This window comes from Streptomyces yerevanensis, assembly GCF_000716805.1.
Taxonomy (GTDB): domain Bacteria; phylum Actinomycetota; class Actinomycetes; order Streptomycetales; family Streptomycetaceae; genus Streptomyces; species Streptomyces flaveus.
The window spans coordinates 309,348-332,550 of sequence record NZ_JNWJ01000001.1; the positions used below are offsets into that span (position 1 = coordinate 309,348).

General features: G+C 70.1%; 23 protein-coding genes. 7 read left to right on the top strand and 16 right to left on the bottom strand.

Annotated features, from left to right (window positions below):
* Positions 1-87: 87 nt before the first annotated feature.
* Positions 88-1,233: a peptidoglycan recognition protein family protein gene (locus tag OP79_RS01390; RefSeq protein WP_033317979.1), complete on the bottom strand. Its 1,146-nt coding sequence runs from the start codon at positions 1,231-1,233 to the stop codon at positions 88-90.
* Between the two features lie 382 nt (positions 1,234-1,615).
* Here OP79_RS01390 and OP79_RS01395 point away from each other — a divergent pair, with 382 nt between their 5' ends.
* Positions 1,616-2,032 (top strand): RidA family protein, encoded by a 417-nt coding sequence (locus tag OP79_RS01395; protein ID WP_033317980.1) that lies wholly within the window; start codon positions 1,616-1,618, stop codon positions 2,030-2,032.
* On the opposite strand, the gene OP79_RS01400 is transcribed toward OP79_RS01395, so the two are convergent.
* Both OP79_RS01400 and OP79_RS01405 read right to left on the bottom strand, forming a co-directional pair.
* The gene (locus OP79_RS01400) at positions 2,029-2,748 is read right to left on the bottom strand and encodes an aspartate/glutamate racemase family protein (RefSeq protein WP_033317981.1); all 720 of its coding nucleotides are present in this window, start codon (positions 2,746-2,748) and stop codon (positions 2,029-2,031) included. The genes OP79_RS01395 and OP79_RS01400 overlap by 4 nt on opposite strands.
* 2 nt (positions 2,749-2,750) lie before the next feature.
* Positions 2,751-4,232 (bottom strand): NCS1 family nucleobase:cation symporter-1, encoded by a 1,482-nt coding sequence (locus OP79_RS01405; protein WP_033317982.1) that lies wholly within the window; start codon positions 4,230-4,232, stop codon positions 2,751-2,753.
* A gap of 240 nt (positions 4,233-4,472) precedes the next feature.
* Between OP79_RS01405 and OP79_RS01410 the strand changes: the two genes are divergently transcribed.
* The gene (locus tag OP79_RS01410; RefSeq protein WP_033317983.1) at positions 4,473-5,183 is read left to right on the top strand and encodes a GntR family transcriptional regulator; all 711 of its coding nucleotides are present in this window, start codon (positions 4,473-4,475) and stop codon (positions 5,181-5,183) included.
* A gap of 12 nt (positions 5,184-5,195) precedes the next feature.
* On the opposite strand, the gene pip is transcribed toward OP79_RS01410, so the two are convergent.
* Positions 5,196-6,161, bottom strand: coding sequence for a prolyl aminopeptidase (gene pip / locus OP79_RS01415; RefSeq protein ID WP_033317984.1), 966 nt, complete (start codon positions 6,159-6,161; stop codon positions 5,196-5,198).
* A 9-nt stretch (positions 6,162-6,170) separates the two neighbouring features.
* Positions 6,171-6,917: a uracil-DNA glycosylase gene (locus OP79_RS01420; protein WP_033317985.1), complete on the bottom strand. Its 747-nt coding sequence runs from the start codon at positions 6,915-6,917 to the stop codon at positions 6,171-6,173.
* A gap of 100 nt (positions 6,918-7,017) precedes the next feature.
* Here OP79_RS01420 and OP79_RS01425 point away from each other — a divergent pair, with 100 nt between their 5' ends.
* Positions 7,018-7,545: an RNA-binding S4 domain-containing protein gene (locus tag OP79_RS01425; protein ID WP_033317986.1), complete on the top strand. Its 528-nt coding sequence runs from the start codon at positions 7,018-7,020 to the stop codon at positions 7,543-7,545.
* 319 nt (positions 7,546-7,864) lie between these two features.
* Here the strand turns inward: OP79_RS01425 and OP79_RS01430 are convergent, their stop codons facing one another.
* The 3 genes from OP79_RS01430 to OP79_RS01440 form a co-directional block, all read right to left on the bottom strand.
* Positions 7,865-8,320, bottom strand: coding sequence for a DoxX family protein (locus OP79_RS01430; RefSeq protein WP_033317987.1), 456 nt, complete (start codon positions 8,318-8,320; stop codon positions 7,865-7,867).
* 127 nt (positions 8,321-8,447) lie between these two features.
* A complete protein-coding gene (locus OP79_RS01435) occupies positions 8,448-9,170 on the bottom strand; it encodes a class I SAM-dependent methyltransferase (RefSeq protein ID WP_078491558.1) in 723 nt (240 codons plus the stop codon).
* 74 nt (positions 9,171-9,244) lie between these two features.
* On the bottom strand, positions 9,245-10,231 hold the full coding sequence (locus OP79_RS01440) for an acyltransferase domain-containing protein (protein ID WP_033317989.1): 987 nt from the start codon (positions 10,229-10,231) through the stop codon (positions 9,245-9,247).
* A gap of 78 nt (positions 10,232-10,309) precedes the next feature.
* Here OP79_RS01440 and OP79_RS01445 point away from each other — a divergent pair, with 78 nt between their 5' ends.
* Entirely contained in the window at positions 10,310-10,573 is a 264-nt protein-coding gene (locus OP79_RS01445) for a DUF6343 family protein (protein ID WP_033317990.1), read from the top strand.
* 162 nt (positions 10,574-10,735) lie between these two features.
* On the opposite strand, the gene OP79_RS01450 is transcribed toward OP79_RS01445, so the two are convergent.
* The 4 genes from OP79_RS01450 to rpsA all read right to left on the bottom strand — a co-directional run bounded on the left by OP79_RS01450 (position 10,736) and on the right by rpsA (position 14,613).
* Positions 10,736-11,116 carry a tetratricopeptide repeat protein gene (locus OP79_RS01450; protein WP_033317991.1) on the bottom strand — a complete coding sequence of 127 codons (381 nt, stop codon included), beginning with the start codon at positions 11,114-11,116 and terminating at the stop codon, positions 10,736-10,738.
* A gap of 50 nt (positions 11,117-11,166) precedes the next feature.
* On the bottom strand, positions 11,167-11,781 hold the full coding sequence (coaE, locus tag OP79_RS01455; RefSeq protein WP_033317992.1) for a dephospho-CoA kinase: 615 nt from the start codon (positions 11,779-11,781) through the stop codon (positions 11,167-11,169).
* A gap of 67 nt (positions 11,782-11,848) precedes the next feature.
* A complete protein-coding gene (locus OP79_RS01460) occupies positions 11,849-12,787 on the bottom strand; it encodes a PAC2 family protein (RefSeq protein WP_033317993.1) in 939 nt (312 codons plus the stop codon).
* A gap of 311 nt (positions 12,788-13,098) precedes the next feature.
* Complete coding sequence (rpsA, locus tag OP79_RS01465; RefSeq protein WP_033317994.1) at positions 13,099-14,613, bottom strand: 30S ribosomal protein S1; 1,515 nt, start codon at positions 14,611-14,613, stop codon at positions 13,099-13,101.
* Positions 14,614-15,010: 397 nt separating this feature from the next.
* Between rpsA and OP79_RS01470 the strand changes: the two genes are divergently transcribed.
* Together OP79_RS01470 and OP79_RS01475 are read left to right on the top strand one after the other, a co-directional pair.
* Positions 15,011-15,847, top strand: a complete 837-nt coding sequence (locus tag OP79_RS01470) for a class I SAM-dependent methyltransferase (RefSeq protein ID WP_245685187.1) — start codon at positions 15,011-15,013, stop codon at positions 15,845-15,847.
* Between the two features lie 83 nt (positions 15,848-15,930).
* The gene (locus OP79_RS01475) at positions 15,931-18,696 is read left to right on the top strand and encodes an ATP-dependent RNA helicase (RefSeq protein WP_033317996.1); all 2,766 of its coding nucleotides are present in this window, start codon (positions 15,931-15,933) and stop codon (positions 18,694-18,696) included.
* Here OP79_RS01475 and pgfA read toward each other — a convergent pair.
* The 3 genes from pgfA to OP79_RS01485 all read right to left on the bottom strand — a co-directional run bounded on the left by pgfA (position 18,686) and on the right by OP79_RS01485 (position 21,733).
* A complete protein-coding gene (gene pgfA / locus OP79_RS01480) occupies positions 18,686-19,678 on the bottom strand; it encodes a cell envelope lipid trafficking protein PgfA (protein ID WP_033317997.1) in 993 nt (330 codons plus the stop codon). The genes OP79_RS01475 and pgfA overlap by 11 nt on opposite strands.
* A gap of 21 nt (positions 19,679-19,699) precedes the next feature.
* On the bottom strand, positions 19,700-19,834 hold the full coding sequence (locus OP79_RS53595) for an SPW_0924 family protein (RefSeq protein ID WP_106972263.1): 135 nt from the start codon (positions 19,832-19,834) through the stop codon (positions 19,700-19,702).
* A gap of 144 nt (positions 19,835-19,978) precedes the next feature.
* Positions 19,979-21,733, bottom strand: a complete 1,755-nt coding sequence (locus OP79_RS01485) for a lytic transglycosylase domain-containing protein (RefSeq protein WP_033317998.1) — start codon at positions 21,731-21,733, stop codon at positions 19,979-19,981.
* 272 nt (positions 21,734-22,005) lie between these two features.
* Here OP79_RS01485 and OP79_RS01490 point away from each other — a divergent pair, with 272 nt between their 5' ends.
* Entirely contained in the window at positions 22,006-22,860 is an 855-nt protein-coding gene (locus tag OP79_RS01490; protein ID WP_033318140.1) for a DUF4184 family protein, read from the top strand.
* Here OP79_RS01490 and OP79_RS55145 read toward each other — a convergent pair.
* Positions 22,850-23,017, bottom strand: a complete 168-nt coding sequence (locus tag OP79_RS55145) for a hypothetical protein (RefSeq protein WP_157857261.1) — start codon at positions 23,015-23,017, stop codon at positions 22,850-22,852. The two genes, OP79_RS01490 and OP79_RS55145, sit on opposite strands and share 11 nt — an antisense overlap.
* Between the last annotated feature and the right edge of the window lie 186 nt (positions 23,018-23,203).

Below are 23,203 nucleotides of genomic sequence, written 5' to 3' on the forward strand. Positions count from 1 at the left end.
GATGCCCGGCACTTCGGCCTGGCATCCCCTGGCGGGCTGGTCGGGCTGGGCTTCAGGGTCCCCCGTTCCCCGGAGTCCCCGGAGGGGTCAGCGACCCGCGGCCACCGCGTCGCGCAGGGTGGCCAGTTCGTCGTACATCACCTGGCCGGGGCACTCGGTCGCCATCCAGTCGCGGTGACCGCTGATTTCCGGTACGTCCCTGGTGGTGCCGTTGATCGGGTTGGTGTACGTGACCTGGGCCTTGGGGTCGACTCCGTGGAGGCGGACCAGGATACGGGTCAGGCGGGTGAGCGCCGCGCGGGCGGCTTCGGTCGGGCCCTGGGTGGTCAGGGTGCCGAGGAGGGCGATGCCGAGGTTGCCGGAGTTGAAGCCGGCGGCGTGGAAGGCGGTGACGAGGTTGCCGTCGCCGTCGTGGGCGGGGATGCCGTCGTCGCCGGAGAAGCGGCCCTCGTAGATGGTGCCCGCCTCGTCTATGAGGAAGTGGTAGCCGATGTCGCCCCAGTCGTTGGTGACCGCGTGGAGCTCGTAGATCGCACGCACCGTGGCGGCCGGGTCCGGGTCGGCGTTGACGGTGGCGGTGTGGTGGACCGTGAGGGTCTGGAACGGGAAGTACGCGGTCGGCGTGTTCTCCGAGCCGTCCGGCTTGAAGCGCAACGACTCGTCCGCGCCCCAGGCCGCGCGCGTCAGGTAGGCGACGCCGCGCACCCGGGTCGTGTCGGCCGGGACGGCCACCTTGCGCGCCGGGCCCTGCTTGGTGTCGATGGCACAGGAACGCAGGTCGGTGGCGCCGTTCGGGGCCTTCACCTCGTAACCGGACGCCTGGCCTGCGGAGACGAGCAGGACACCGCCGTTGCTGTCCGAACAGCCGCTGGCGCTCAGGTCTTTCCAGGCGCCCTGGCTGCCGTCGGCGTCGGTCAGCCGGATGCCGCCGCCTGCGGCTTCGCGCGTGCCTGCCCAGCGGAGGCCCACGTAGGCGATGGGAAAGGCGGCCTCGACGGGTGTTTCGCCGGTGGCCGCCTTGGTGCGGGTCTTGGGGAACTCCTCCGGTGTCGTACCGGGTTCGGCGGCCGTGGTGTCGGCGTCGGTGGAATCCGCGTCGGCGGAGTCCGAGTTGGTGGTCGCCATCACGGCGGGGGTGATCACGGCGCCTGCCGCGACCGCGCCTGCTGCGCCGATCAACCCACGCCGGGTGACGCGGGATTTGGGGCGATGAGAAGTGGGGGGAACAGTCATCGGGGGGGATCCTTACAGGGTTCCGTGGTCGTTCCTGACGGCTACAAGGGCATACGGGCCCCGCGCGCCAGCCGTGCTTGAAGACGCAAGGGATCATACGGTTCCGGGATAACGTTTCGGCCGCCACCCCCTGGGAAATTGGCGGGAGTTGACCTACTCCGCAGTAGGTCCGGCTCGCCTCACGAGACGAGGCGAGGCGAGCCGGGGCAGAGCGGGACGGAGCCGCTGTCCGCCCGTCCCGTCTCCCGCCCGAATACTCGGATGCGCGACCACCCCCGTCACCCGCACGATCGGCAGGTCATCTCTCGTCAAGTCGCCGGAAGCCAAGCCAAGTCACCGGAAGTCACCGCTTGACGAGACCCCGCCGAACCCGGGAGACCCCATGCTCAAGCGCGTCACCGTCCCCGCCCTCTTCCCGCCCCCGGCCTACTCCCACGCTTCCGTGGTCGAAGCGGGCACGCGTCTCGCCTTCCTCGCCGGATCCGTCCCCCTCGACGCCGGCGGAAAGCTCGTCGGCGAAGGCGATCCCGTACGGCAGGCTGAGCAGGTCATCGCCAACCTGGGCGAGCAACTGCACGCGATCGGCAGCGACTTGGCGCACGTCGCGTACACCGACGTGTACGTCGTGACGAGCGACCCCGCCGTGCTCTCGCAGGTCTGGGACGTCGTCGAGGCCTCCGGTCTCAGCGCCGGCCCGCACTCGTCGACCCTCCTCGGCGTCGCCTGCCTCGGCTACCCGGGCCAGCTCGTGGAGATCACGGCAACTGCCGGCGTGCCCGAGTCCGGCGCCACCCCCTAACGAACCTCCTTCGGCCCCCAACTCCGCCTCTTCGGCAGCGGCTTCGCGTAACTCCCGGCGCGGCTCGTCGTCAGCCCCAGGCTCACCAGCGACTCGGCGAGCTTCACAGCAGCGGCCACTCCGTCGACGACCGGCAGCCCCAGCTTGTCGCCGACCACCCGCTGAAGTCCCGTCATCCCGGCGCAGCCGAGCACCAGTACTTCGGCGCCGGCGTCGCGGGCCCGTTCGGCGGCGGTCACGAAGGCCTCCTCCGTGCGGAGCGAGTCGCCGAGGTCGAGGACGCCGAGGCCCGTGCCCACGACGGCGGCGCAGTTCTGGGCGACCCCGGCCACGTACAGGCTGTCCTCGATCTGCCCGCGCGAGCGCTCCAGCGTGGTGACGACGCCGTAGCGCCGGCCCAGGAGACACGCGAGGTGGGCGGCCGCTTCGGTGATGTCGACGACGGGTACGTCCACGAGCTCCCGTACGCCCTCGCGCCCGTGCTCCCCGAACCCCGCCATGACGACGGCGTCGTACGCCTCGTCGTACGTCCGCAACTTGTCGAGGACGGCCGCCGCCGAGAGGTAGCTGTCGAGCCAGCCCTCGACGGACTCGGGCCCCCACGCGGGGGTCAGACCGGTCACGGTGGTGCCCGGGCCCGCGGCGGCCCGGGCACCTCGTGCGATCTCCGCGGTCATCTCCTGCGTCGTGTTGCAGTTGGTGACGACGATCCGCACGTTCAGCCCTCCACAGTGGCGGGCTCGGAGGCGGCGGCTTCACCGGCGGCGCGCTCGGGGCGGCAGAGCAGGGCGTACAGCCCGGCGGCCATCGCCGTTCCGATGAACCACGAGTACGGGGCCACGTTGCTGAAGTCCTTCACCAGCGCGAGCACCGCCGACACCGCCGCCGCGGGCAGGAACGCCCACAGAGCCTTGGGGTTGACGCCCTTGCGGTAGTAGTAGCGGGACCCGGGCGTGGCGTTGAAGAGCGCTTCGACGTCGATACGGCCGCGCTTGACCCAGAAGTAGTCGAGCATGATCACACCGAACAGCGGGCCCAGGAAGGCGCCGAGGCCGCCGAGGAAGTACTGGACGACGGTCGGGTTGGAGAAGAGGTTCCACGGGGTCACGACCAGCGCGGCCACCGTGCTGATCATGCCGCCTACCTTGAAGGTGATCTTCTGCGGCCAGACGTTCGCCAGGTCGTACGCCGGTGAGACGAAGTTGGCGACGATGTTGACACCCATGGTGGCGATGGCGAAGGTGAGCGCGGCCAGTACCAGCACCCAGGTGTTGCCGACCTTGGCGACGAGTTCCGCCGGGTCGGTGATGGCCTCGCCGAACACCTCGAGCGATCCGGCCGTGACGATGACCGACACGACGACGAAGGCCGTCGAGTTGATGGGCAGGCCCCAGAAGTTGCCGCGCTTGACCGTCTTGTAGTTGGGCGCGAAGCGCGAGAAGTCGCAGAAGTTGAGCATCAGCGTGCCGTACGTGGCGAGGATGAGCCCGATCGCCCCGAACCACTGCCTCCACTGCTCACCCGTCGAGACCGGGTGCGGGGTGTCGGTGAGCGAGATGGTCCAGCCGGCCTTGGCGAGGATCCACACGGCGAGCGCGATCATCACGACCCAGATCGCCGGACCGCAGAAGTCCTGGAACTTGCGCACCGACTCCATGCCCTGGCTGATGATCAGCGCCTGGATGATCCAGAGGGCCAGGAAGGAGATCCAGCCGAGCGCGTGCAGGCCCAGGAAGTCGTTGTGGGTCCAGGACTCCAGTCCGGGCCAGGCCGCGAGCAGCATGACGTTGACGGCGACGGAGGCCAGGTAGGTCTGGATTCCGTACCACATGATCGCGATGACGGCCCTGATCAGGGCGGGGATGTTGGCGCCCCATACGCCGAAGCTGATGCGGCTGACGACCGGGAAGGGCACGCCGTGGCGCTGTCCGATCCTCCCCATCCAGTTCATGCCGATGTAGATGATGACGAAGCCGACGAGCAGGGACGTGAAGACCTGCCACACGTTCATACCGAGGACCAGCAGGCCCGCCGCGAACGTGTAGTTGCCGAGGTTGTGGACGTCTGACATCCACATGGCGAAGAGGTCGAAGACCTTCCAGTTCCGCTTCTTCGCGGGCGCGAGGTCTTCGTTGGTGAGCCTGGGATCGGGGACGAACTCGGTGGCGCTCTGGGCTGCGGCCGGATCGGCGAGGGACACAGGGCCTCCAGGGGGGAGGGACGGAGGGCGGGGAGAGCGGAGAGCAGGGAGTGGGCGGTGGGGGCGGGGACGAGTGTGAGCGGAGGGGTGATCGCTCGCGTTCGTGAGCGGAAGGTGGTCGCTTCGCTCGCGATTTTGGTATACCAAACTTGCGTTATGGTCCCGCCGCCAACGGCACTCGGCAATGTCCGTGCGGTTACGGCTCGGTAAAACAGCCCCCGGTTCGGCGAAGATGGAGCCATGACAACGGTGGAACCGCTGGGGGCGGTGCGCGAGCGAGTCCTCGCCACGCTGCGGCAGGAGATCATCACCGGACGGCTGCGGCCCGGCGACCGGCTGGTCGAGCGCGAGCTGGCCGACCGCTTCGGGGTCTCCCGCGTCCCCGTCCGCGAGGCGATCCGCGCCCTGGTCGCGGAGGGCTTCGTCCACTTCGAGACCCCGCGCCGCACCGTCGTACGCCCACTGACCCCGACCGACGTCAAGGAACTCTTCGAGCTCCGCGAGGCCCTGGAGGTGTACGCCACCGGGCTCGCCGCGCAGCGCGCCACCCGGGCCGACCTCGCCGAACTGGAAGAACTGCTCGACCGCGCGGAGATCGCCACCCGCGCCCAGGACGCGGAGGCGATCCCCGAGATCAACACCCGTTTCCACGACCGCATCCTGACGATGGCCGGCAACGGCCTGCTGATCTCGGTCATGGAACCGGTCGCCGGCCGCGTGCGCTGGCTCACCCACCAGAACGAGGAATGGCCCCAACTCCTCGTGGAACACCGCGAGTTGTACGCCGCCATTGCCTCCGGCGACCCGAAACGCGCCCGCGCCCACGCCCTCGCACACGTCCAGGCCAACTACCGCTCGACGGTGCGGCAGCTATTCGGCGACACCAAGGCCGGCTCCGGCGGATCCGGCACGGACGGCTCCGGCCCCGACGGCTCCGGGGCCGACAAGTGAACGGGCTCGGCGCTAGCGAGCCGCCGCGTACTTGTCCGTAGCCGCGATCAACGCGTCCACGACATCCGCCGCCCCCGCGTTGTGCCCCACGTCGTCGATCATGACCAGCTCACTCCCGGGCCAGGCCTGCTGGAGACGCCAGACGGTGCCGAGAAGGTTGCCGAAGTCGAGGCTGCCCTGGACGAGGGTGCCGGGGATGTCCTTGAGGAGCGGGGCATCACGGAGGACCACTCCCTCCTCGTTGCCCTCGCCGAGGAAGTGGTCGTTGCCCCAGTAGTGCGTGACCGTGCGGGCGAAGCCCATGCGGAACACCGGATCCTCGTAGCGGGGGATCGAACGCGGCGGGGCGGGAGCCATGGCCGTCTCCCAGTCCGTCCAGGCCCGTGCCGCCCGCGCCCGCACCTCGGGGTCGGGCGACTCGATCAGCCGGTTGTACGCCGCCGCCAGATTCCCTTCGCGCTCGTCCTCGGGCAGCTCCGCGAGGAACCGCTCGAAGGCCTCGGGGAAGAACTGTCCGAGCCCTCTGGTCATCAGGGCCACTTCCCGGTTGGCCGCGGTCGCGACGGCTGTCAGCACCAGCTCGGAGACGGCGCCGGGGTGCGTCTGCGCATACCGCAGCCCGAGCACCGACCCCCACGACACGCCCCACACCAGCCACCGCTCGATCCCCAGGTGCCGCCGCAGCCGCTCCAGGTCGGCGATGATGTGCGCCGTCGTATTGACGCTCATGTCGGTGTCGTACGCGCTCGCGTGCGGCGTGGACCGTCCGCAGCCGCGCTGGTCGAGGACGACGATGCGGTACGCGGCCGGGTCGAAGTACCGCCGGAAGAAGGGGCTGCTCCCGGAACCGGGCCCGCCGTGCAGCGCCACCGCGGGCTTGCCGCGCGGATTGCCGCACACCTCCCAGTAGACGTGGTTGCCGTCGCCGACGTCGAGCATGCCGTGGCCGTACGGTTCGATCTCCGGATAAAGGGGCATCGGGTGACCCTAACCGGCGTACGGGCGGGTCGGTAGGCCTGCTGCTACCGCGGCCGTGCACAGCACGTTCCGCAACATTTCGGGTGTGAGGCGCCCGGTGAAGGTGTTGCGCTGGCTCACGTGGAAGCATCCGAAGAGCTCCAGCGGGCTGTTCGGCGGAGTGTCAGTCGGGCTGTCGGTCAGGCTCTCCAGTACGACCCGCGCGCCGTGGGAGAACACCGGCCGGGGCCGGGGCACGGTCCACCCCGCCTCGGCGAACGCGGGCAGCGCGGCCTGCCACCCGAAAGCCCCGAGCACCACGACCGCCCGGAGGGTGGGTTTGAGCAGCTTCAGCTCGCTCACGAGCCAGGGGCGGCAGGTGTCGCGCTCCTCGGGGGTCGGTTTGTTGGCGGGCGGCGCGCAGTGCACGGGCGAGGTGACGCGTACGCCGTACAGGGTCAGCCCGTCGTCCACGCTCACGGACGTGGGCTGCGAGGCCAGCCCCACCTCATGCAACGCCGCGTACAGCACGTCCCCGGAACGGTCCCCGGTGAACATCCGTCCGGTCCGGTTCCCGCCGTGCGCCGCGGGTGCGAGCCCGATGACCAGCAGCGACGCGTCCGGCGGTCCGAACCCCGGCACCGGGCGGCCCCAGTACGTCCACTCCGCGAAGGCGGCGCGTTTTGTACGGGCCACCTCCTCTCGCCAGTCGACCAGCCGCGGGCAGGCCCGGCAGCCGGCGACCCGCGCGTCCAGCTCGGCCAAGCTGTTGTCCATGCCCACAACGGTATGCCTGCGATGTATGCCCGGGATGCAGGTGTGAGGCGGGGTGCAAAAGGGCTCCGACTACCCGCTTCCCGAGGACTAAGGTCGAAGCATGGCTTCAGGGACTCAGGGGAACGGCACGGACAGTGCGGGTGGCGCGGGCGAGCGCGAGGCCGGCTCGGCCGAGGCGGTGGCCGCCGCGAAGGCCGCCGCCCCCGCGAGCGGTGAGACCGTCCGCGCCGACAGCTGGATCTGGTCCGTACGTCTCGTCAAGACCCGCTCAATGGGCGCCACCGCCTGTCGCGGTGGCCACGTCCGCGTGAACGGTGAACGCGTCAAGCCCGCACACGCGCTCCGCGTCGGCGACGAGGTCCGCCTGCGCCAGGGCAGCCGCGAACGAGTCGTCGTCGTCAAACGCCTGATCCGCAAGCGGGTCGGAGCCCCGGTCGCCGCCGAGTGCTACATCGACAACTCCCCGCCACCCCCGCCCCGCGAGGCCGTCGCCCCCGCAGGCATCCGCGACCGAGGCACCGGCCGCCCCACCAAACGCGACCGCCGCGAACTGGAACGACTGCGGGGGTTGGCGGGGCCTGGCCCCACCACGGGCCCCGGCCCCAGCCCCGGAGCTGCCCCACGTTGATCATGATGGTTCGAAGCTGCGGGTCCGTCGTGGCTGGCCACTCCCCCATTCTCGGCTCCTCCCCCCACACTCTCGGCTTCGCTCGAGCGGGGCCCCATGAGCGGGGAACCCCCATCGCGGCGGAGTCGCACAGCGGCACAGCTCCGCGCCCCGGACGGGGCGCGGTACCGGCACTCTGGCGCGATGTCGGCAACCGGCTCCGCGCGACGACAAGCCCACGCCAAAGCTCGGCATCAGCTCACCCCGACCCCACTCGAACAGGCGACGGCTCCCGGCGCGGTCCCCTCCCCCGCGCCGGGAGCCGTCCGACTGGGGGAGGTCACGACCGTCGTCGTATGAGTTCCAACAGCTCGGCGTTGTGACTCCGGCGTGCGTAGGCGATCAGGGCGAGCGGGACTATCAGGATGAGCGGAGTCGCGGCGTACTCCCCGTCGAAGACGGCGAGTTGTGTGATGAATGCCCCCACCATCAGCGCGCTCAGCGAAACTGCCGCCACCGACGACAGCAGCGGGATCAACAGCGCGACGCCACCGAGGAGTTCGAGCACGCCGATGCTGTACATGCCCGCGCTGCCCCAACCGATCTTGTCGAAGGGCTCGACGGCCGACTCGTGCGCGATCAGCTTGGGCAGCGCGCTCGCGAAGCCGAAGAAAAGGGCGAGCACAACCTGCAGACCACGCAGGGCGATACGGGCACGGCGGCCACGAGCGGTCGCGGATTCGGCGACGACAGTGCCGGACGTTACGGAAGCGACGGAAGCGGTGATCTCGGACATGAGGCTCTCCTGCGTGAAGCGGTTCGCGTTGCTGTCACAGAGGTAGACCGGTCCGCCTTCCGAAACTCATCGCTCGGCAACCGGAGTTCTCCGTCGAACCACGAAACCCATCGCCCCCGAACCAAGCTCACGCTCCCACCGGAACCGCCCGCACCCAGACCCCGTCTCCCGTCAGATACCGGTCGACCTTCAACCCCGCCTCTGCCAGCGCCCCCTCGAACTCCTCCTTCGTGAGCGGTCGTGCAAGAAATGTCTGGGTCCATATCGCATCCGGGAAGACATACTCCGCGTGCACCGAGTTCACCCCGTCCCCCACTGGCTCCGCAGACAGCATCCGCACCGTGAACCCGCTCGGATCCTCACTCCCCCAGCCTTCGGCCGGGGGGACCCTCATCTCGCTTCGCTCGCGCGGCAGATTCGTGTGGTAGTCCTCCCCCTCGCGCTGGATCAACACGCACCCGTCGTCCGCGACATGGCTCCGGCACACGTCCAACATCCCGCGCCGTACCCCGACGTCGCCGGTGTGCACCAGGAACGACGCGAGCATCACCACGTCGAACTTCTCCCGCAGGGCGAGCGTCTCGATGGGACTGCATATCGTGCGCGCCCCACGCACCCGCTCCAGCATCTCCGCCGACTCGTCCACCGCCGTGACCATGAACCCCCGCTCCAGAAGCGGATGCGTCACGCGCCCCACCCCGCAGCCCAGTTCGAGGATGTGCGCCCCCGCGGGCACGGCCGCGCTGATGATGTCCGGCTCGTCCCGGACGGGCAGCCGCGCATACAGCTCCACCGCGCAACCGTCCGGCGTAATCGCTCCGGGCCCGGTCCCCTCGTATCCCGCACGCATCTCGATCGTCATACCCGTCAAACGGCCCGTGCCCGCCGCCCCGTTCCCCCTCCCCGCCGCTTCACCCGTTCGAGTTACAGCGCGAACCAGCCATGCCCGCCGTACCAGTGACCGCCCGCCCGCAGATGATCCCCGACCGCCCGCTCCACACTCGTACGCCGAGGCAGCCGCTTCACCGGCAGTTCCGGATCACCGAAGACGAAGCCCACCGCACTCTTGTCGTCCGCTTTCGTCTCCTCGTACGCGAGCTGAAACCGCTCCTGGAAACGGACGATGTTGGACTCCGCCGGCAAGTACCGCTTCAACTGCGGGTCGAGCAGCCAGGAATGGCAGACAGCCACCTCGTACCGTTCGTACGGGTAGTGGCGGGCGAAGAACTCCCGTGCCAGGCCCAGCGATTGGTCACACGCGCGCGGTGACAGGGGCCCGCGGAAGTCGGCGATGTGCAGGCTCAGGCAGAGGCCGCCGGGGCCGGTGTCGAGACCCGCGGCCGCGGCCGCCTGACCCGTGCGCCCGCCGAGCCGCGTACGCTGGAACTGCAGCCGCCCCAGCTGGTACAGCTCCCCGTGGAAGTGCAGGGCGAGCCACCACGGCGCCAGGAGCCCGCAGGTACCGAGCCGCCGACGGTGCACGGCCATGTGCCGCCCCAGATCGGCGAGGCTGCGCCGGGACACGGCCTCCGGGATACCCCGGTCCCGGTGGTACGCGCGTACATACGGCAGTGCGGCGACGAACACGAACACATGGAAGCTTCGGCCGAGCGGTCCCGTGGACTCGGGGAAGGCCGGCGGCTCCCACCCTTTGCCGATCTCCCCCATGTCACGTACGAACCGGCCGACGCACCGTCGCAGCAGCGCTGTCGCCTCCGGATCCGCCGCCAACCTCTCCCGCTGCGCGACGAGTTCATTGACGCACTCATGCGGCACGGACAGATCGAGGAGTACGTCCGGCAGTACGACGGCGTCCGGAAGAACGGCCTCCACGCACGGGACGGCCTCGCTCTCCAGATCCCTCAGCCATTCCGCGAGCCTCTCGTCGGCCCGCAGCGCCTCCAGCAGCACAGCCGCTCCCCCGTTCGTCCGCCTCTTGGTGAACGTGCACCACGAAGAGTACGTTTCCGAGTAGGAGCAGTGATCCGGATGCGTACGGGCAGTGAACCGACGACTGCGCGCAGTGCGCTGCGAGCGCGCATGTGGCTCAGCGTGTGGGGTCTGGTCTGGGCGATTGCGGGAACCGCGGCCTTCGCCCTCGCCGGGCGGCCCGGGTGGGCGATCGCCTGCGGGGTGCTGTGGCTGATCATCACCGTCGACCTGGCGATGATCCTCCGGCACATCCGCCAAGGTCCCCACTACCAGCCGGGCCCCGACATCCCGCCCTATCCGCCGCCGAACAAACGCCGCTAAGCACTCCGCTGGCAATGCGGTTCGAAGCCGCTGGGGCGTCGTGGCTGGTCACTCCCCCACTCTCGGCTGCGCTCGAGCGGGGAAGGGACCCCGATCGCGGCGGAGCCGCATATTGATACAGCCCCGCGCCCCTACTGGGCGCGGTAGCAACCGAACCAGCGGTCAGGTGTCAAAGCGGGCCGCGGCCACATACTCCGGCTGCGGGTCCAGTGCCGCCGCGAGCCGGAAGTGGCGTATGGCCTGCTCGGGACGGCCCGAGCGCTCGTACGTACGCGCCAGCGCGAAGTGCGCGAACGCGTTGTCCGGCTCGCGCTCCAGCACGATCGTGAACTCCAACTCGGCGGGCCGCAGTTGAGCTGCCGCGAAGAAGGCACGCGCGCGCAGCAGCCGTGCCGCCGTGTTCTCCGGGTGTGCGGCGATGACCTTGTCGAGCAGCTTCACCGCGCCCCGCGGATCACGCGCGGCCAGCAGCTGCTCGGCGGCGCGGAAGTCGATGACATGCGTCTCCGGAGTAGGTCCGGTGGAACCACTGAACTCAGGCACGCCCCACTCCTTCCCTCACTGCCCAGCTTCAACGCCCCGGACGGGGCCCGCTATTCCAAGGTCGTTTTCTGGTGTGCCCGCCGCACAAGATCCGCCCACACCTCCCGGACGCGCCGCTCCAGCTCCTCCAGCGGTACGTCGTTGTCGATGACGATGTCCGCTGTTTCCAGGCGCTTCTCGCGGGTGGCCTGGGCGGCCATGCGGGCGCGGGCGTCCTCCTCGGTCATGCCGCGCAGCCGTATGAGCCGGTCGAGCTGGGTCTCGGGGGCGACGTCGACGACCACCACGACGTCGTACAGCGGCGCGAGGCCGTTCTCGGCGAGCAGCGGGACGTCGTGCACGATGACGGCGTCCTGGGAGGCGGCGGTTTCGAGCTCGCGGGAGCGGGCGCCCACAAGGGGGTGCACGATCGAGTTCAGCAGAGCGAGCTTCTCCGGGTCCGTGAAGACGATCGCGCCCAGCTTCGGCCGGTCGAGGCTGCCGTCCGGGGTGAGTATGTCCTCTCCGAAGGCGTCGACGACCGCTGCGAGGCCGGGAGTTCCGGGCTCGACGACCTCCCGTGCGATCTTGTCGGCGTCGATCAGCACGGCGCCGCACTCAACGAGCAGCCGCGACACCTCGCTCTTGCCGGCGCCGATCCCGCCGGTCAGGCCCACTGTCAGCATGCTCGAAAGCTTAGGACCTGCCTCTGACAACGCCATCGACAGGCCTCGTTGGCCCTCCGCCGCTGCGCTATGCGTCGCCTTCCCGCTCCGCCAGGAACCGCTCGAACTCGAGCCCGATCTCGTCCGCCGACGGGATGTCCAGGGGTTCGGCGAGCATGTTGCCCCGTGTCTCGGCGCCCGCGGCGGCGTCGTACTGATGCTCAAGGCCCTGGACGAGCGCGACGAGTTCCTCGTCGCCCTCCTGGATCTGCCGGTCGATCTCGGTCTGCGTACGGTGTGCGTCGGTGCGCAGGGCGTGTGCGATACCCGGCAGAACCAGACCGGTCGCGGCGGTGATCGCCTCCAGTACGGTCAGCGAGGCGTCCGGGTACGGGGAACGGGCGATGTAGTGCGGCACGTGCGCGGCGACACCCAGGACGTCATGTCCGGCCGCCATGAGGCGGTACTCGACGAGCGACTCGGCGCTGCCGGGGACCTGGGCCTCTTCGAAGGGGCTGCTGTGGCCGGGCACCAGTTCGTTGCGGTTGCCGTGCGGGGTGAGGCCCACGGGACGGGTGTGCGGAACACCCATGGGGATGCCGTGGAAGTTCACGGCCAGGCGGACGCCGAGCCGCTCCACGATCTGCTGGACGGCCACGGCGAAGCGCTCCCACTCGACGTCCGGCTCCGGGCCGGAGAGGAGCAGGAAGGGGGCACCCGTCGCATCCTGGACGAGCCGGACGTCGAGTGTGGGCTCTTCGTAGTCGGCCCAGTGGTCGCGCTTGAACGTCAGCAGCGGGCGACGGGCGCGGTAGTCCACGAGCCGGTCGTGGTCGAACCGGGCGACGACCTGGTGGGGCAGCGAGCCGAGGAGCCGGTCGACGATCTGGTCGCCGGTCTCGCCCGCGTCGATGTATCCGTCGAAGTGGTAGAGCATGACAAGGCCCGCCGACTCCTGGGCGAGCGCCATGTCGACGACGGCCAGGCCCTTCGGCTCCCATGCGTACAAACCCTGCGGATCAAGCACTGTGACCGCTCCTCCTCGTGTTCGTACTTCACAACGAGTCCTGGAACGCGGGCATTCCCGAAGCGCGCCCCTTCCTGACCCTCTTATCGCCTTCTTATCCGCTACGGCGTCATCGGTACGCGCGCGTGGAGAGCAGAGGGGGCACGCGTGCGTAGAGGTAGAGGGCGATTAACCGCCTCGCGGGCGGCCAAAGGGCGGACGAGCCCTCGGCGGGGAGCGCGGGCAGCCCCCTGCGGGGGCAAAGGCACTGGGCCCGCACCCCCAACAGGGGTGCGGGCCCAGTTACTACCTGCTCGGACTGGCGCCGACGATCAGCTCTGGCCGCCGGCCAGCTTCTCGCGGAGGGCAGCCAGGGCCTCGTCCGACGCCAGGGCGCCGGAGTTGTCGTCCGACTCCGAGGAGTACGAACCGCCACCGCCACCGGAGGCAGCCGGAGCCGCACCCGGGGTGCCGCCGCCGGCAGCGCCCTCGGCCTCGGCCTGGGCGTCCGCCTCGCGGGACTTGATGACCTGCGCCTGGTGCTGCTCGAAGCGCGCCTGCGCCTCGGCGTACTGGCCCTCCCAGGCCTCGCGCTGCTTCTCGTAACCCTCGAGCCAGTCGTTGGTCTCGGGGTCGAAGCCCTCGGGGTAGATGTAGTTGCCCTGGTCGTCGTACGACGCGGCCATGCCGTACAGCGTGGGGTCGAACTCCACCGAGGCCGGGTCGGCACCGAAGGCCTCGTTGGCCTGCTTCAGCGAGAGGCTGATGCGACGGCGCTCGAGGTCGATGTCGATGACCTTGACGAAGATCTCGTCGTTGACCTGGACGACCTGCTCCGGGATCTCCACGTGGCGCTCGGCCAGCTCGGAGATGTGGACCAGACCCTCGATGCCCTCGTCCACGCGGACGAACGCACCGAACGGAACCAGCTTCGTGACCTTGCCGGGCACGACCTGGCCGATCTGGTGGGTGCGGGCGAACTGCTGCCACGGGTCTTCCTGGGTCGCCTTCAGCGACAGGGAGACGCGCTCGCGGTCCATGTCGACGTCCAGGACCTCGACCGTGACCTCCTGGCCGACCTCGACGACCTCGGAGGGGTGGTCGATGTGCTTCCAGGACAGCTCGGAGACGTGGACCAGACCGTCGACGCCACCCAGGTCCACGAAGGCACCGAAGTTGACGATCGAGGAGACCACGCCAGAGCGGACCTGACCCTTCTGGAGGGTCGTGAGGAAGGTCTGGCGGACCTCGGACTGGGTCTGCTCCAGCCAGGCACGGCGGGACAGGACCACGTTGTTGCGGTTCTTGTCCAGCTCGATGATCTTGGCCTCGAGCTCCTTGCCCACATAGGGCTGGAGGTCGCGAACGCGGCGCATCTCGACCAGGGAGGCCGGGAGAAAGCCACGGAGGCCGATGTCGAGGATGAGACCACCCTTGACGACCTCGATGACGGTACCGGTGACGATGCCGTCCTCTTCCTTGATCTTCTCGATGGTGCCCCAGGCACGCTCGTACTGGGCACGCTTCTTCGAGAGGATCAGGCGGCCTTCCTTGTCCTCCTTCTGGAGAACAAGGGCCTCGATCTCGTCACCGACGGCGACGACCTCATTGGGGTCGACGTCGTGCTTGATCGAGAGCTCGCGGCTCGGGATAACACCTTCGGTCTTGTAACCGATGTCGAGCAGGACCTCGTCCCTGTCGACCTTCACGATGACGCCGTCGACGATGTCGCCGTCGTTGAAGTACTTGATCGTCTCGTCGATCGCGGCGAGGAAGGCTTCCTCGTTACCGATGTCGTTGACCGCTACCTGCGGGGTGGTGGCGGTGGTCTCGGTGCTGCTCGTCATGTGGGAAAGGGCTCCGGTACGGACATTGAAGTCGTAGGTACTGCTTACGCCGGGAGCCCGTTTCGCTCTGCAGAAGCCGGACAGCCAAGGAAGCGCCGAAATCCGATGACCGGGGCGCCTCGACAACCGAGGGGACATACATACAGATGCGAGCGCAGCCTGCTACGTCTGAGGAGCGCAGGCCCGCAGCGCAACTTGTAGCATACGGGGGCAGCCGGACACGGTCAATGCGCGAAGGCGCACACCCGGGGCGGATCGCCGCATACCCGGCACAAGACCACTCGCGGCCGAGCCGCATATCAGACACCGTCTGGAGTCACGCAGGCCCAAACGCCCCTTCCGTGACACCACCGGGACGGGCGGACGGACGAGGCCGCAGACTAATACGAGGGAGCCGATCATCCAAGAGCCCGAAGAGCCCCAACCGCTCGAGCCGGAGGCGACACGACGCCCGGCGGACGTCGCGGAGACCTCCCGCGCCAGTCGAGGGTGGTGGGACCGGAACGCGGACGAGTACCAGGTCGAGCACGGCACGTTCCTCGGTGACGACCGCTTCGTATGGGGGCCCGAGGGGCTCGACGAGGTGGAGGCCGAGTTGCTGGGGCCGGCCGAGGAGCTGAAGGGCAAGGACGTCCTGGAGATCGGCGCGGGGGCGGCGCAGTGTTCGCGCTGGCTGGCCGCTCAGGGGGCCCGTCCGGTCGCTCTGGACCTCTCGCACCGGCAGCTTCAGCACGCTCTGCGGATCGGCACCCAGGGCGTGGCCCTCGTGGAGGCGGACGCCGGGGCGCTGCCCTTCGGGGACAGCACGTTCGACCTGGCGTGCTCGGCGTACGGGGCGCTGCCGTTCGTCGCCGATCCGGTGCGGGTCCTTCGGGAGGTACGCCGCGTGCTGCGGCCCGGCGGCCGGTTCGTCTTCTCCGTCACGCATCCGATCCGCTGGGCCTTCCCCGACGAGCCGGGGCCCGAGGGCTTGAGCGTGTCCGCCTCGTACTTCGACCGCACGCCGTACGTGGAGCAGGACGAGAAGGGTCGCGCGGTGTACGTCGAGCACCACAGGACGGTCGGCGACCGGGTCCGGGACGTGGTGGCGGCGGGCTTCCGGCTGGTGGACCTGGTCGAACCGGAATGGCCATCCTGGAACAGCCAGGAGTGGGGCGGCTGGTCGCCGCTGCGCGGAAATCTGATCCCTGGGACGGCGATTTTCGTGTGCGTGCGGGACGAGCGGGACGAATAACCGAACGGGCACGCGCGCGTGCGGGTGATTGCGGGGGCACGCGCGCGTGCGGGGCGTTTTGGCTGTCGTACGACACTGGGGGCGTGATCCGTACCGACGCTCTGGACCGGTTGCCCGTTCGTTCCGTCGTGCCCGCGTTGCGGGATGCCCTGGAGGGGCATGGCACGGCTGTGCTGTGTGCGCCGCCCGGGACGGGCAAGACGACGCTGGTTCCCCTGGAACTGGCCGGGCTGCTGGGCCCGGCCTCGGGTGCGGACGCGGATCGTCCGGTCGTACGTCGTGTCGTCGTCGCCGAGCCGCGGCGGATCGCCGCCCGGGCCGCCGCTCGGCGGATGGCGTGGCTGCTCGGTGAGAAGGTCGGCGGGCGCGTCGGCTACACGGTGCGCGGTGAGCGGGTGGTGGGGCCACGCGCGCGCGTGGAGGTCGTGACGACCGGTGTCCTGTTGCAGCGATTGCAGCGGGACCAGGAGCTCGCCGGTGTCGACGTGGTCGTGCTCGACGAGTGCCATGAGCGGCATCTGGACGCCGATACGGTGGCGGCCTTCCTGTGGGACGTACGGACCGCTCTCCGCCCCGAGCTGCGGCTGGTGGCCGCTTCCGCGACGACGGACGCGGAGGGGTGGGCGCGGCTGCTGGGCCATGCCCCCGTGATCACATCAAAGGACGCCTCGTATCCCGTCGAGGTGGTGTGGGCGCCGCCCGCGCGGCCGGTGCGGCCGCCGCACGGGATGCGGGTGGATCCGGCGCTGCTGACGCATGTGGCGTCGGTGGTGCGGCGGGTGCTGTCCGAGCGCGAGGGGGACGTGCTGTGCTTTCTGCCCGGCGTCGGGGAAATCGCCCGTGTCGCCGGGCAGTTGGGGGATCTGAGCGGGATCGAGGTGCTCCAGGTGCACGGAAGGGCTCCCGCAGCCGCCCAGGACGCGGTGCTCTCGCCCGGTGCACGGCGTCGGGTGGTGCTCGCGACGTCCGTGGCCGAGTCGTCCCTCACCGTGCCCGGCGTACGGGTCGTCGTGGACGCCGGGCTGGCCCGGGAGCCGCGCGTCGATCACGCTCGGGGGCTGAGTGCGCTGACGACCGTACGGGCGTCACAGGCGGCCGGACGGCAGCGTGCGGGGCGGGCCGGGCGTGAGGCGCCCGGGGCGGTGTACCGGTGCTGGACGGAGGCGGAGGACGCCCGTCTGCCGCGTTTCCCCGCGCCGGAGATCAAGGTGGCCGACCTGACGGCGTTCGCCTTGCAGACGGCGTGCTGGGGCGATCCGGACGCGTCCGGGCTCGCGCTGCTGGACCCGCCGCCGAGCGGCGCGCTCGCCGCTGCACGCACCGTCCTGACGGCCATCGGGGCGGTGGACTCCGCGGGGCGGGCCACGGAGCGGGGTGTACGCATGTCCCGGCTGGGGTTGCATCCCCGGCTGGCCCGCGCCCTGCTGGACGCGGCACCCGAGGTCGGCGCCGACCGGGCAGCCGAGGTGGTCGCCCTGCTGAGCGAGGAGCCACCACGCGAGTACGGCGACGACCTCGCCGCTGCCTGGCGTACCGCCCGGCGAGGGGGCGACGCGTATGCGCGCCGCTGGCGGGTGGAGGCGCGGCGGCTCCGTGCCGCGACGGCACCCGCTCCGCTCAGTGGCGGGGCGACCGGCGCGCACGCTCCCGGCGCCGACGAACCCGTCTTCAACAGCGCCGCAGCGCTCGCACTCCCTCATGCCGGACGTCCTGATCAAGGACCCGACCGCGCCGACCGGCCCGCGCAGTCGGCCGGCAACGTAAACAGCACCCCGCCGGAAGCCACCGCCAACGCCGTGCCCGCCCGATCACGCGCCGAAGCCTCACCGCCACCCGGACCCGCCAGGCCCGGCACGCGTGCGCGGGAAACCTCCGGCGACGACCACGTCGTAGGCCTCGTCGCCGCTCTCGCGTTCCCGGAGCGGGTTGCTCGTGCGCAGGGCGGCTCGTATCTCATGGTGGCCGGTACGAGGGCCGAGCTCGGCGGAGGGACGGGGTTGCGGGGAGCCGGCTGGCTCGCTGTCGCCGTTGCGGATCGGCCGATGGGAGCGGGGCACGCGCGCGTGCGGCTCGGGGCCGTGGTCGATGAGGAGACCGTGCGGCGGGCCGCCGGGGCACTGCACGGCGAGGGCGAGGAGGTGCGCTGGGCGGAGGGGGACGTGGTCGCTCGGCGCGTCGAGCGGTTGGGGGCCGTGGAGTTGGCGGTGCGGCCGATCAGGAACGCCGACTCCGGGCTCGTGCGGGAAGCGCTGCTGGACGGGTTGCGGGAGGAGGGTCTTGGGCTGTTGCGGTGGTCGCGGGATGCCGAGGTGCTGCGGCAGCGGCTCGGGTTTCTGCGTCGCCATCTGGGGGCTCCCTGGCCCGATGTGTCGGACGACGCCCTGCACGCGCGCGTGGACGACTGGCTGGAGCCAGAGCTGAGCCGGGCGCGGCGGCGGGCCGATCTGGCACGGATCGACGCAGGGCAGGCCCTCGGGCGGCTGTTGCCGTGGGCCTCCGGGGAGGCGGCGCGGTTCGAGGAGTTGGCGCCCGAGCGGATCGAGGTGCCTAGTGGGTCCAGAATCCGAATCGACTACGCGGATCCCGAACGGCCCGTGCTCGCTGTGAAGTTGCAGGAGATGTTCGGCCTGCAGGAGTCCCCGGCCGTCGCCGGTGTGCCCGTACTCGTGCATCTGCTGTCGCCCGCGGGACGGCCCGCCGCCGTCACCGCCGACCTCGCCTCGTTCTGGCGGGACGGATACCGGGGCGTACGGGCCGAGTTGCGCGGGAGGTATCCGAAGCATCCGTGGCCCGAGGATCCCGCGACGGCGGAGCCGACCCGGTACACGAACGCGCGCCTCAGGCGCTGACGGGCTCCGGTTCGTGCGTCTGGGTGGGCGAAGGGTCCGCGGGGCGGCGGCTGCGGGCCTCCAGGTACAGGGACAGCGACAGCAGCCCGGCGCCCAGGATCAGGAAACCCCACGGCAGGTACGAGGTCAGCAACATGATGAGTACGCGCTGGGACTTGACCAGGTCGACCGTCGACTCGATGTAGTCCTCGCGCATTTTGACGTGCCCGGAGAACGCGGTCACCTTGTCGCGGTCCCCCAGGAGCGTGCCGCCGCGCAGTTCCTCCTTGTGGATCTCCTCGCCGTAGACGGGCGCTCCGGTGGCGGGTTCGACCCAGAACTTGCGGACGGTGGTGTACCAGCGGGTGGTGCCCGTCTTGGCGACCGACTCCGGAGTGATGCCTTTGACGGGCATGGTCTTGGGGAAGGGCACTTTGGTCCAGGGGATGGTCTGCTCGAAGTAGTAAACGTTTACGCCCCGGAAGTCCTGCTCGCCCTTGTAGTGGATGGGGGCGGTGACGCGGGCCTGCGCGTCGAAGTACTCGTAGTCCCGTTTCTCGGTCAGGAAGGGCCACTTGAACTCGATGCCCTCGCGCCTGACGGCGTCGCCGTCGACCATCTCGCCGGTGGCGTGGACGGGCTCCTGGGTGTGCGCGTCGAAGATGTAGCGTTCGGGGATCTTGGAGACCATCTTGCCGTCCGGGCCCTGGACATAGGACAGGCCGTCCCATACGACGACGTCGCGGCCCGCTGTCTTCTCGATCTTTTCGGAGGCCTCGACGTTGCCCTTGAGGGTCTGCACGATGCTGACCTTGTCGACCTTCCTGGACTGCATGGTCCCGTAGTCGAGGAGGGTGGCGTCCTTCGCCTCCAGGACCATGTCCTGGTACTGGTGGGCCGGGATCTTGGCGAGGCGGGGGAAGGCGTACCAGCGCAGCAGTGGGGACAGCGCCGTGCAGAACACGGCGAGGGCGAGGAGGATCAGGCTGGCCTTGCGGCGCATCTGGGCGGCCCTCCCTAGGGGTTACGGGTGCTCGGGGATGGTGGTCAGCAGCGGTTTCGGTGAGGTCTTGCCGGCCGGCGAGCCGATGGCCGTGATCGTGAGGACCAGCGCGAGCGCGACGGCGAGACCGGTCGCGGCGGCGATCAGGGCACGCATGCGGGGCCTCCCCGGTGAGCTGATGGAGCGTCAGGGCTGGGGCACCGTAGCAACGGCAGAGCGAGATGAGAACACGTTGCACACACAGACAGCGGCGCCCCCTCCGTACGGCCGTACGGAGGGGGCGCCGCTGATCCGGAGGACCTACGAGGCGGAGGGGCTCGGCGAGGCGGTCGCCGCCGCCACCTCCAGTTCGACCGTCAGCGTCGCGCCGCCGGTGGTGGAGATGCGCAGCAGGAACGTGCCGGTCGTGTCGTCCGCGTACAGCTTCGGCAGCTTGAGCAGGCCGTTCGCGTCCGTCTCGAGGCCCTTCAGGGTGCGTACGGTCTTGCCGTCGGCGTCCTTGAAGTAGGGGCCCTTGTCGTTCACGGTCGCGTCGTCCGCCGACGTGATGAGCGTGGCGGTGGCCGCGACACCGTCGGCGGCGGCGCCCTTGTACGTGGCTTTCACCTCGACCTGGTCTGCGAACTCGTCGCCCGGAGCGCAGGTCAGCGCGGTGTCGCTGGTGCGTGCGAGGGCGTCGGCCTGGCGGGCGGTGACCGTCGCCGTGTAGTCGAGGCCGGGCACGCTGCGGCCGACGACGGTGGCGCGGACCGTGAACTCGCCTGTCTTCTCACCGGCCTTGAGCGCGGGCGCGGTGGCCACGCCCGCGCTGTTGGTGACGACCGTGGCGACGCTTTCGCCGCCGCTGAAGGTGGCGTCCGTGTCACCGACGATCGTGAAGCGGACCCGGACCTTCGGCACGGCCTTGCCGGCCTTGGTCTCGGTGCGCGCGGCGATCTTCTCGGTGAAGGCGTCGCCCGCGGTCGCGGTGAGCGTGCCGGTGCCCGCGTCCTCCAGGTGGTCGACCGTGTCGGTGCCGGTGGGGGGCGGGGTGGTGCCCGGGGGCGGCGAGCTGGGCGGGGGCGGGCTGGGAGACCCAGGAGGCGTGGGACTCGTGGACCCGCCACGCGGAGGCGTGGGACTGGTGGAGTCGCCGCCGCCAGGCGTGGAGTTGGAGTTCGGCGGCCTCGATGTGGCCGGAGGGGTCGGCGACGGGTTGTTGGGGCTCGCCCCGCTGTTGTTGTCGTCGCTGCGACCGGAAGGCAGTGTGCCCGTGCCGTCCGGCACCTCGTGGGTGCCCTTGCGGTAGTACTCGAGCCACGACAGGACCAGGTTCAGGTATTCCGTCGATGGGTTGTAGCTGAGGATCGCGCGGTTCAGTTCCTTCTGGACGTTCATGTCGCGGTCCAGCCGGCAGAGGTAGTGGCCGGCGGCGAGGGCCGCGTCGTAGATGTTGTTGGGGTTCTTCGTGCCGTCGCCGTTGCCGTCCCGGCCCGCCCAGGCCCAGGTGGAGGGGATGAACTGCATGGGGCCGACGGCGCGGTCGTGCGTCGTGTCCCCGTCGAAGGAACCGCCGTCCGTGTCGGAGATGTTCGCGAAGCCGTTGCCGTTGAGAACAGGGCCGAGAATCGGGGTGATCGTGGTGCCGTCGGCATCGACGCGACCGCCGCGGGCCTGACCGGACTCGACCTTGCCGATGGCGGCGAGGAGTTCCCAGGGGAGGTTGCAGCCGGGCTTGGACTCCCGCAGTGCCGCCTCGGCCTTCTTGTAGGCGTCGAGGACGGTCGCGGGAATGCCGGCCTCGGCGTCGCCCGCGGCGATGGGGCCCCCGGTGCCGGGAGTCGGGCTCGGGGTCGGGCTGTTGAGCGGCGGGAGGTCCGTGTAGTACGGCGAGTTACCGGTCGCGCTCTCTTCGGGGTTGACCTCGGTCGAGGGCTGCGAACCGGCGTTCTGGCGGTCTTGCGTGTTGTCGGTCACGCCCGGGGCCTGGGACGCGGACAGGGCCGCCACCGCGGCCGCGGCCACAGCGGTCGTTACCGCCCCTTTGGCCAACCTTCTGCCGAATTGCGCCGCCATCGCGTGAATCCCTCCCGTCGTCGACTGCCCGCGCTGCGCGCGCTGCCCTGCCATCCGGCCGCGCTCTCCAGCGCGGCAACCCAGGTGACCCTACGACAACTTCCGGCGCGTATACACCTGTCCGTGCCCGAAGTTCACCGGTTGGCCAGATCCGTTTTCTGCTGCCCGCGTACGCCAGAAGCATGCGGCGCTCGTCCCGCATACTGGCGTACTCGATCAAGGAAGCGTTCAGGACCGTCAAGTTCGGTCAACGTCGTCAACGTGGAGCCCAGTTGCCGTTCACTCTCAGCCATGCCGCGGCTGTCCTGCCCGTCGTACGCATGGACGGAACCGGTCGTGGCTCGCTGGTCCCCGCGGTGCTCGTCGCCGGTTCGTTTGCGCCTGACTTGACCTATTACGTGGCGAGTGTGCTGCCTGAGGCGATGGAGTTCGGCGAGTTCACGCACTCCTTCACCGGCGTGTTCACGATCGACGTCCTCATCACCTGGGCACTTGTGGGCGTTTGGATGCTGTTGCGCGAACCGCTGGTGGCACTGCTGCCGCCGCGCAGGCAGGGGCGTACGGCGGCTCTGCTGCGATGTGGCGCGCCACGTGCGCCGTTCCGGCCGGCGCGTGCGCTGTGGTGGTACGTGTCCGCGGTGCTGGGCGCACTGACGCATGTCGTGCTGGACGCGTTCACACATCTGGACCGGTGGGGGATGCGGGTCTTTCCCGTACTGGGGCGGGAGTTGGCGGGTTCGCCGCTGTACTGGTACCTGCAGTACGGAGGTTCGGCCGTCCTGGCGGTGGTGATCGCGGTCTTCGTGGCGGTCGCTCTGCGGCGACTGCCCGCCGCGGAACCCGTGGGGGTGCCGGTTCTGTCCGTACGGGACCGGTGGCTTGCCGCTCTCGTGATCGGTGGCTGCGCGGTGGTGGCCGCTGTGCAGCGGGCGTCTCGGTGGTGGGCCTACTGGGGGTCGCGTGCGGAGCCCTGGGAGCTGATTCCCACCGTGTGCTTCGGGGCGGGCGCCGGGCTGGCCGTCGGTCTGCTCCTGTACGGCTTCGGGGTCAGGGTGTGGCGTCCGGCTCCGGTTCGTCCCAGCCCGGCAGCGGACCGTACGGAGCCGAGCCGTCCGGCTACTCGCTGAGCCGTTTCAGGCCGTACGCACGGGTGCGCAGGAACGCGCCGGTGTTCGTCAGTACGTCCAGCAGTCGCACCCGGCCGGCAGCCGTGGTGCGGGCCGAGTCGTACTGTCGCGCGCTCGCGAACGCGCAGGTCAAGTCGCTTTCATCGGCCCCTGTCACGGCGATGGGGGTGTAGAAGGAGTGGCAGGGGGCGCTGGGGATGGGTGCACCGAGGGTGTCTGCGCCGGTGGGGATGCGGGCGGTGCCGGCCGCAGCCGCGAGGGCGGGTACCGGGTGAGCAGCGCGGAGGCAAGTGCGATGCGGCAGTGCCGTATGTGAGGCTCCATGCCCCGCATCCTCCGGGCA

Bases quoted from the DNA above. Each gene is read 5' to 3' on its own strand.
- pgfA (WP_033317997.1), bottom strand. From the start codon at position 19,678: ATGCGCCGCAAGGCCAGCCTGATCCTCCTCGCCCTCGCCGTGTTCTGC.
- OP79_RS01410 (WP_033317983.1), top strand. From the start codon at position 4,473: ATGACAACGGTGGAACCGCTGGGGGCGGTGCGCGAGCGAGTCCTCGCC.
- OP79_RS01435 (WP_078491558.1), bottom strand. From the start codon at position 9,170: ATGCGTGCGGGATACGAGGGGACCGGGCCCGGAGCGATTACGCCGGAC.
- OP79_RS01430 (WP_033317987.1), bottom strand. From the start codon at position 8,320: ATGTCCGAGATCACCGCTTCCGTCGCTTCCGTAACGTCCGGCACTGTC.
- OP79_RS53595 (WP_106972263.1), bottom strand. From the start codon at position 19,834: ATGCGTGCCCTGATCGCCGCCGCGACCGGTCTCGCCGTCGCGCTCGCG.
- OP79_RS01425 (WP_033317986.1), top strand. From the start codon at position 7,018: ATGGCTTCAGGGACTCAGGGGAACGGCACGGACAGTGCGGGTGGCGCG.
- OP79_RS01420 (WP_033317985.1), bottom strand. From the start codon at position 6,917: ATGGACAACAGCTTGGCCGAGCTGGACGCGCGGGTCGCCGGCTGCCGG.
- pip (WP_033317984.1), bottom strand. From the start codon at position 6,161: ATGCCCCTTTATCCGGAGATCGAACCGTACGGCCACGGCATGCTCGAC.
- rpsA (WP_033317994.1), bottom strand. From the start codon at position 14,613: ATGACGAGCAGCACCGAGACCACCGCCACCACCCCGCAGGTAGCGGTC.
- OP79_RS01485 (WP_033317998.1), bottom strand. From the start codon at position 21,733: ATGGCGGCGCAATTCGGCAGAAGGTTGGCCAAAGGGGCGGTAACGACC.
- OP79_RS01445 (WP_033317990.1), top strand. From the start codon at position 10,310: ATGCGTACGGGCAGTGAACCGACGACTGCGCGCAGTGCGCTGCGAGCG.
- OP79_RS01390 (WP_033317979.1), bottom strand. From the start codon at position 1,233: ATGACTGTTCCCCCCACTTCTCATCGCCCCAAATCCCGCGTCACCCGG.
- OP79_RS01395 (WP_033317980.1), top strand. From the start codon at position 1,616: ATGCTCAAGCGCGTCACCGTCCCCGCCCTCTTCCCGCCCCCGGCCTAC.
- coaE (WP_033317992.1), bottom strand. From the start codon at position 11,781: ATGCTGACAGTGGGCCTGACCGGCGGGATCGGCGCCGGCAAGAGCGAG.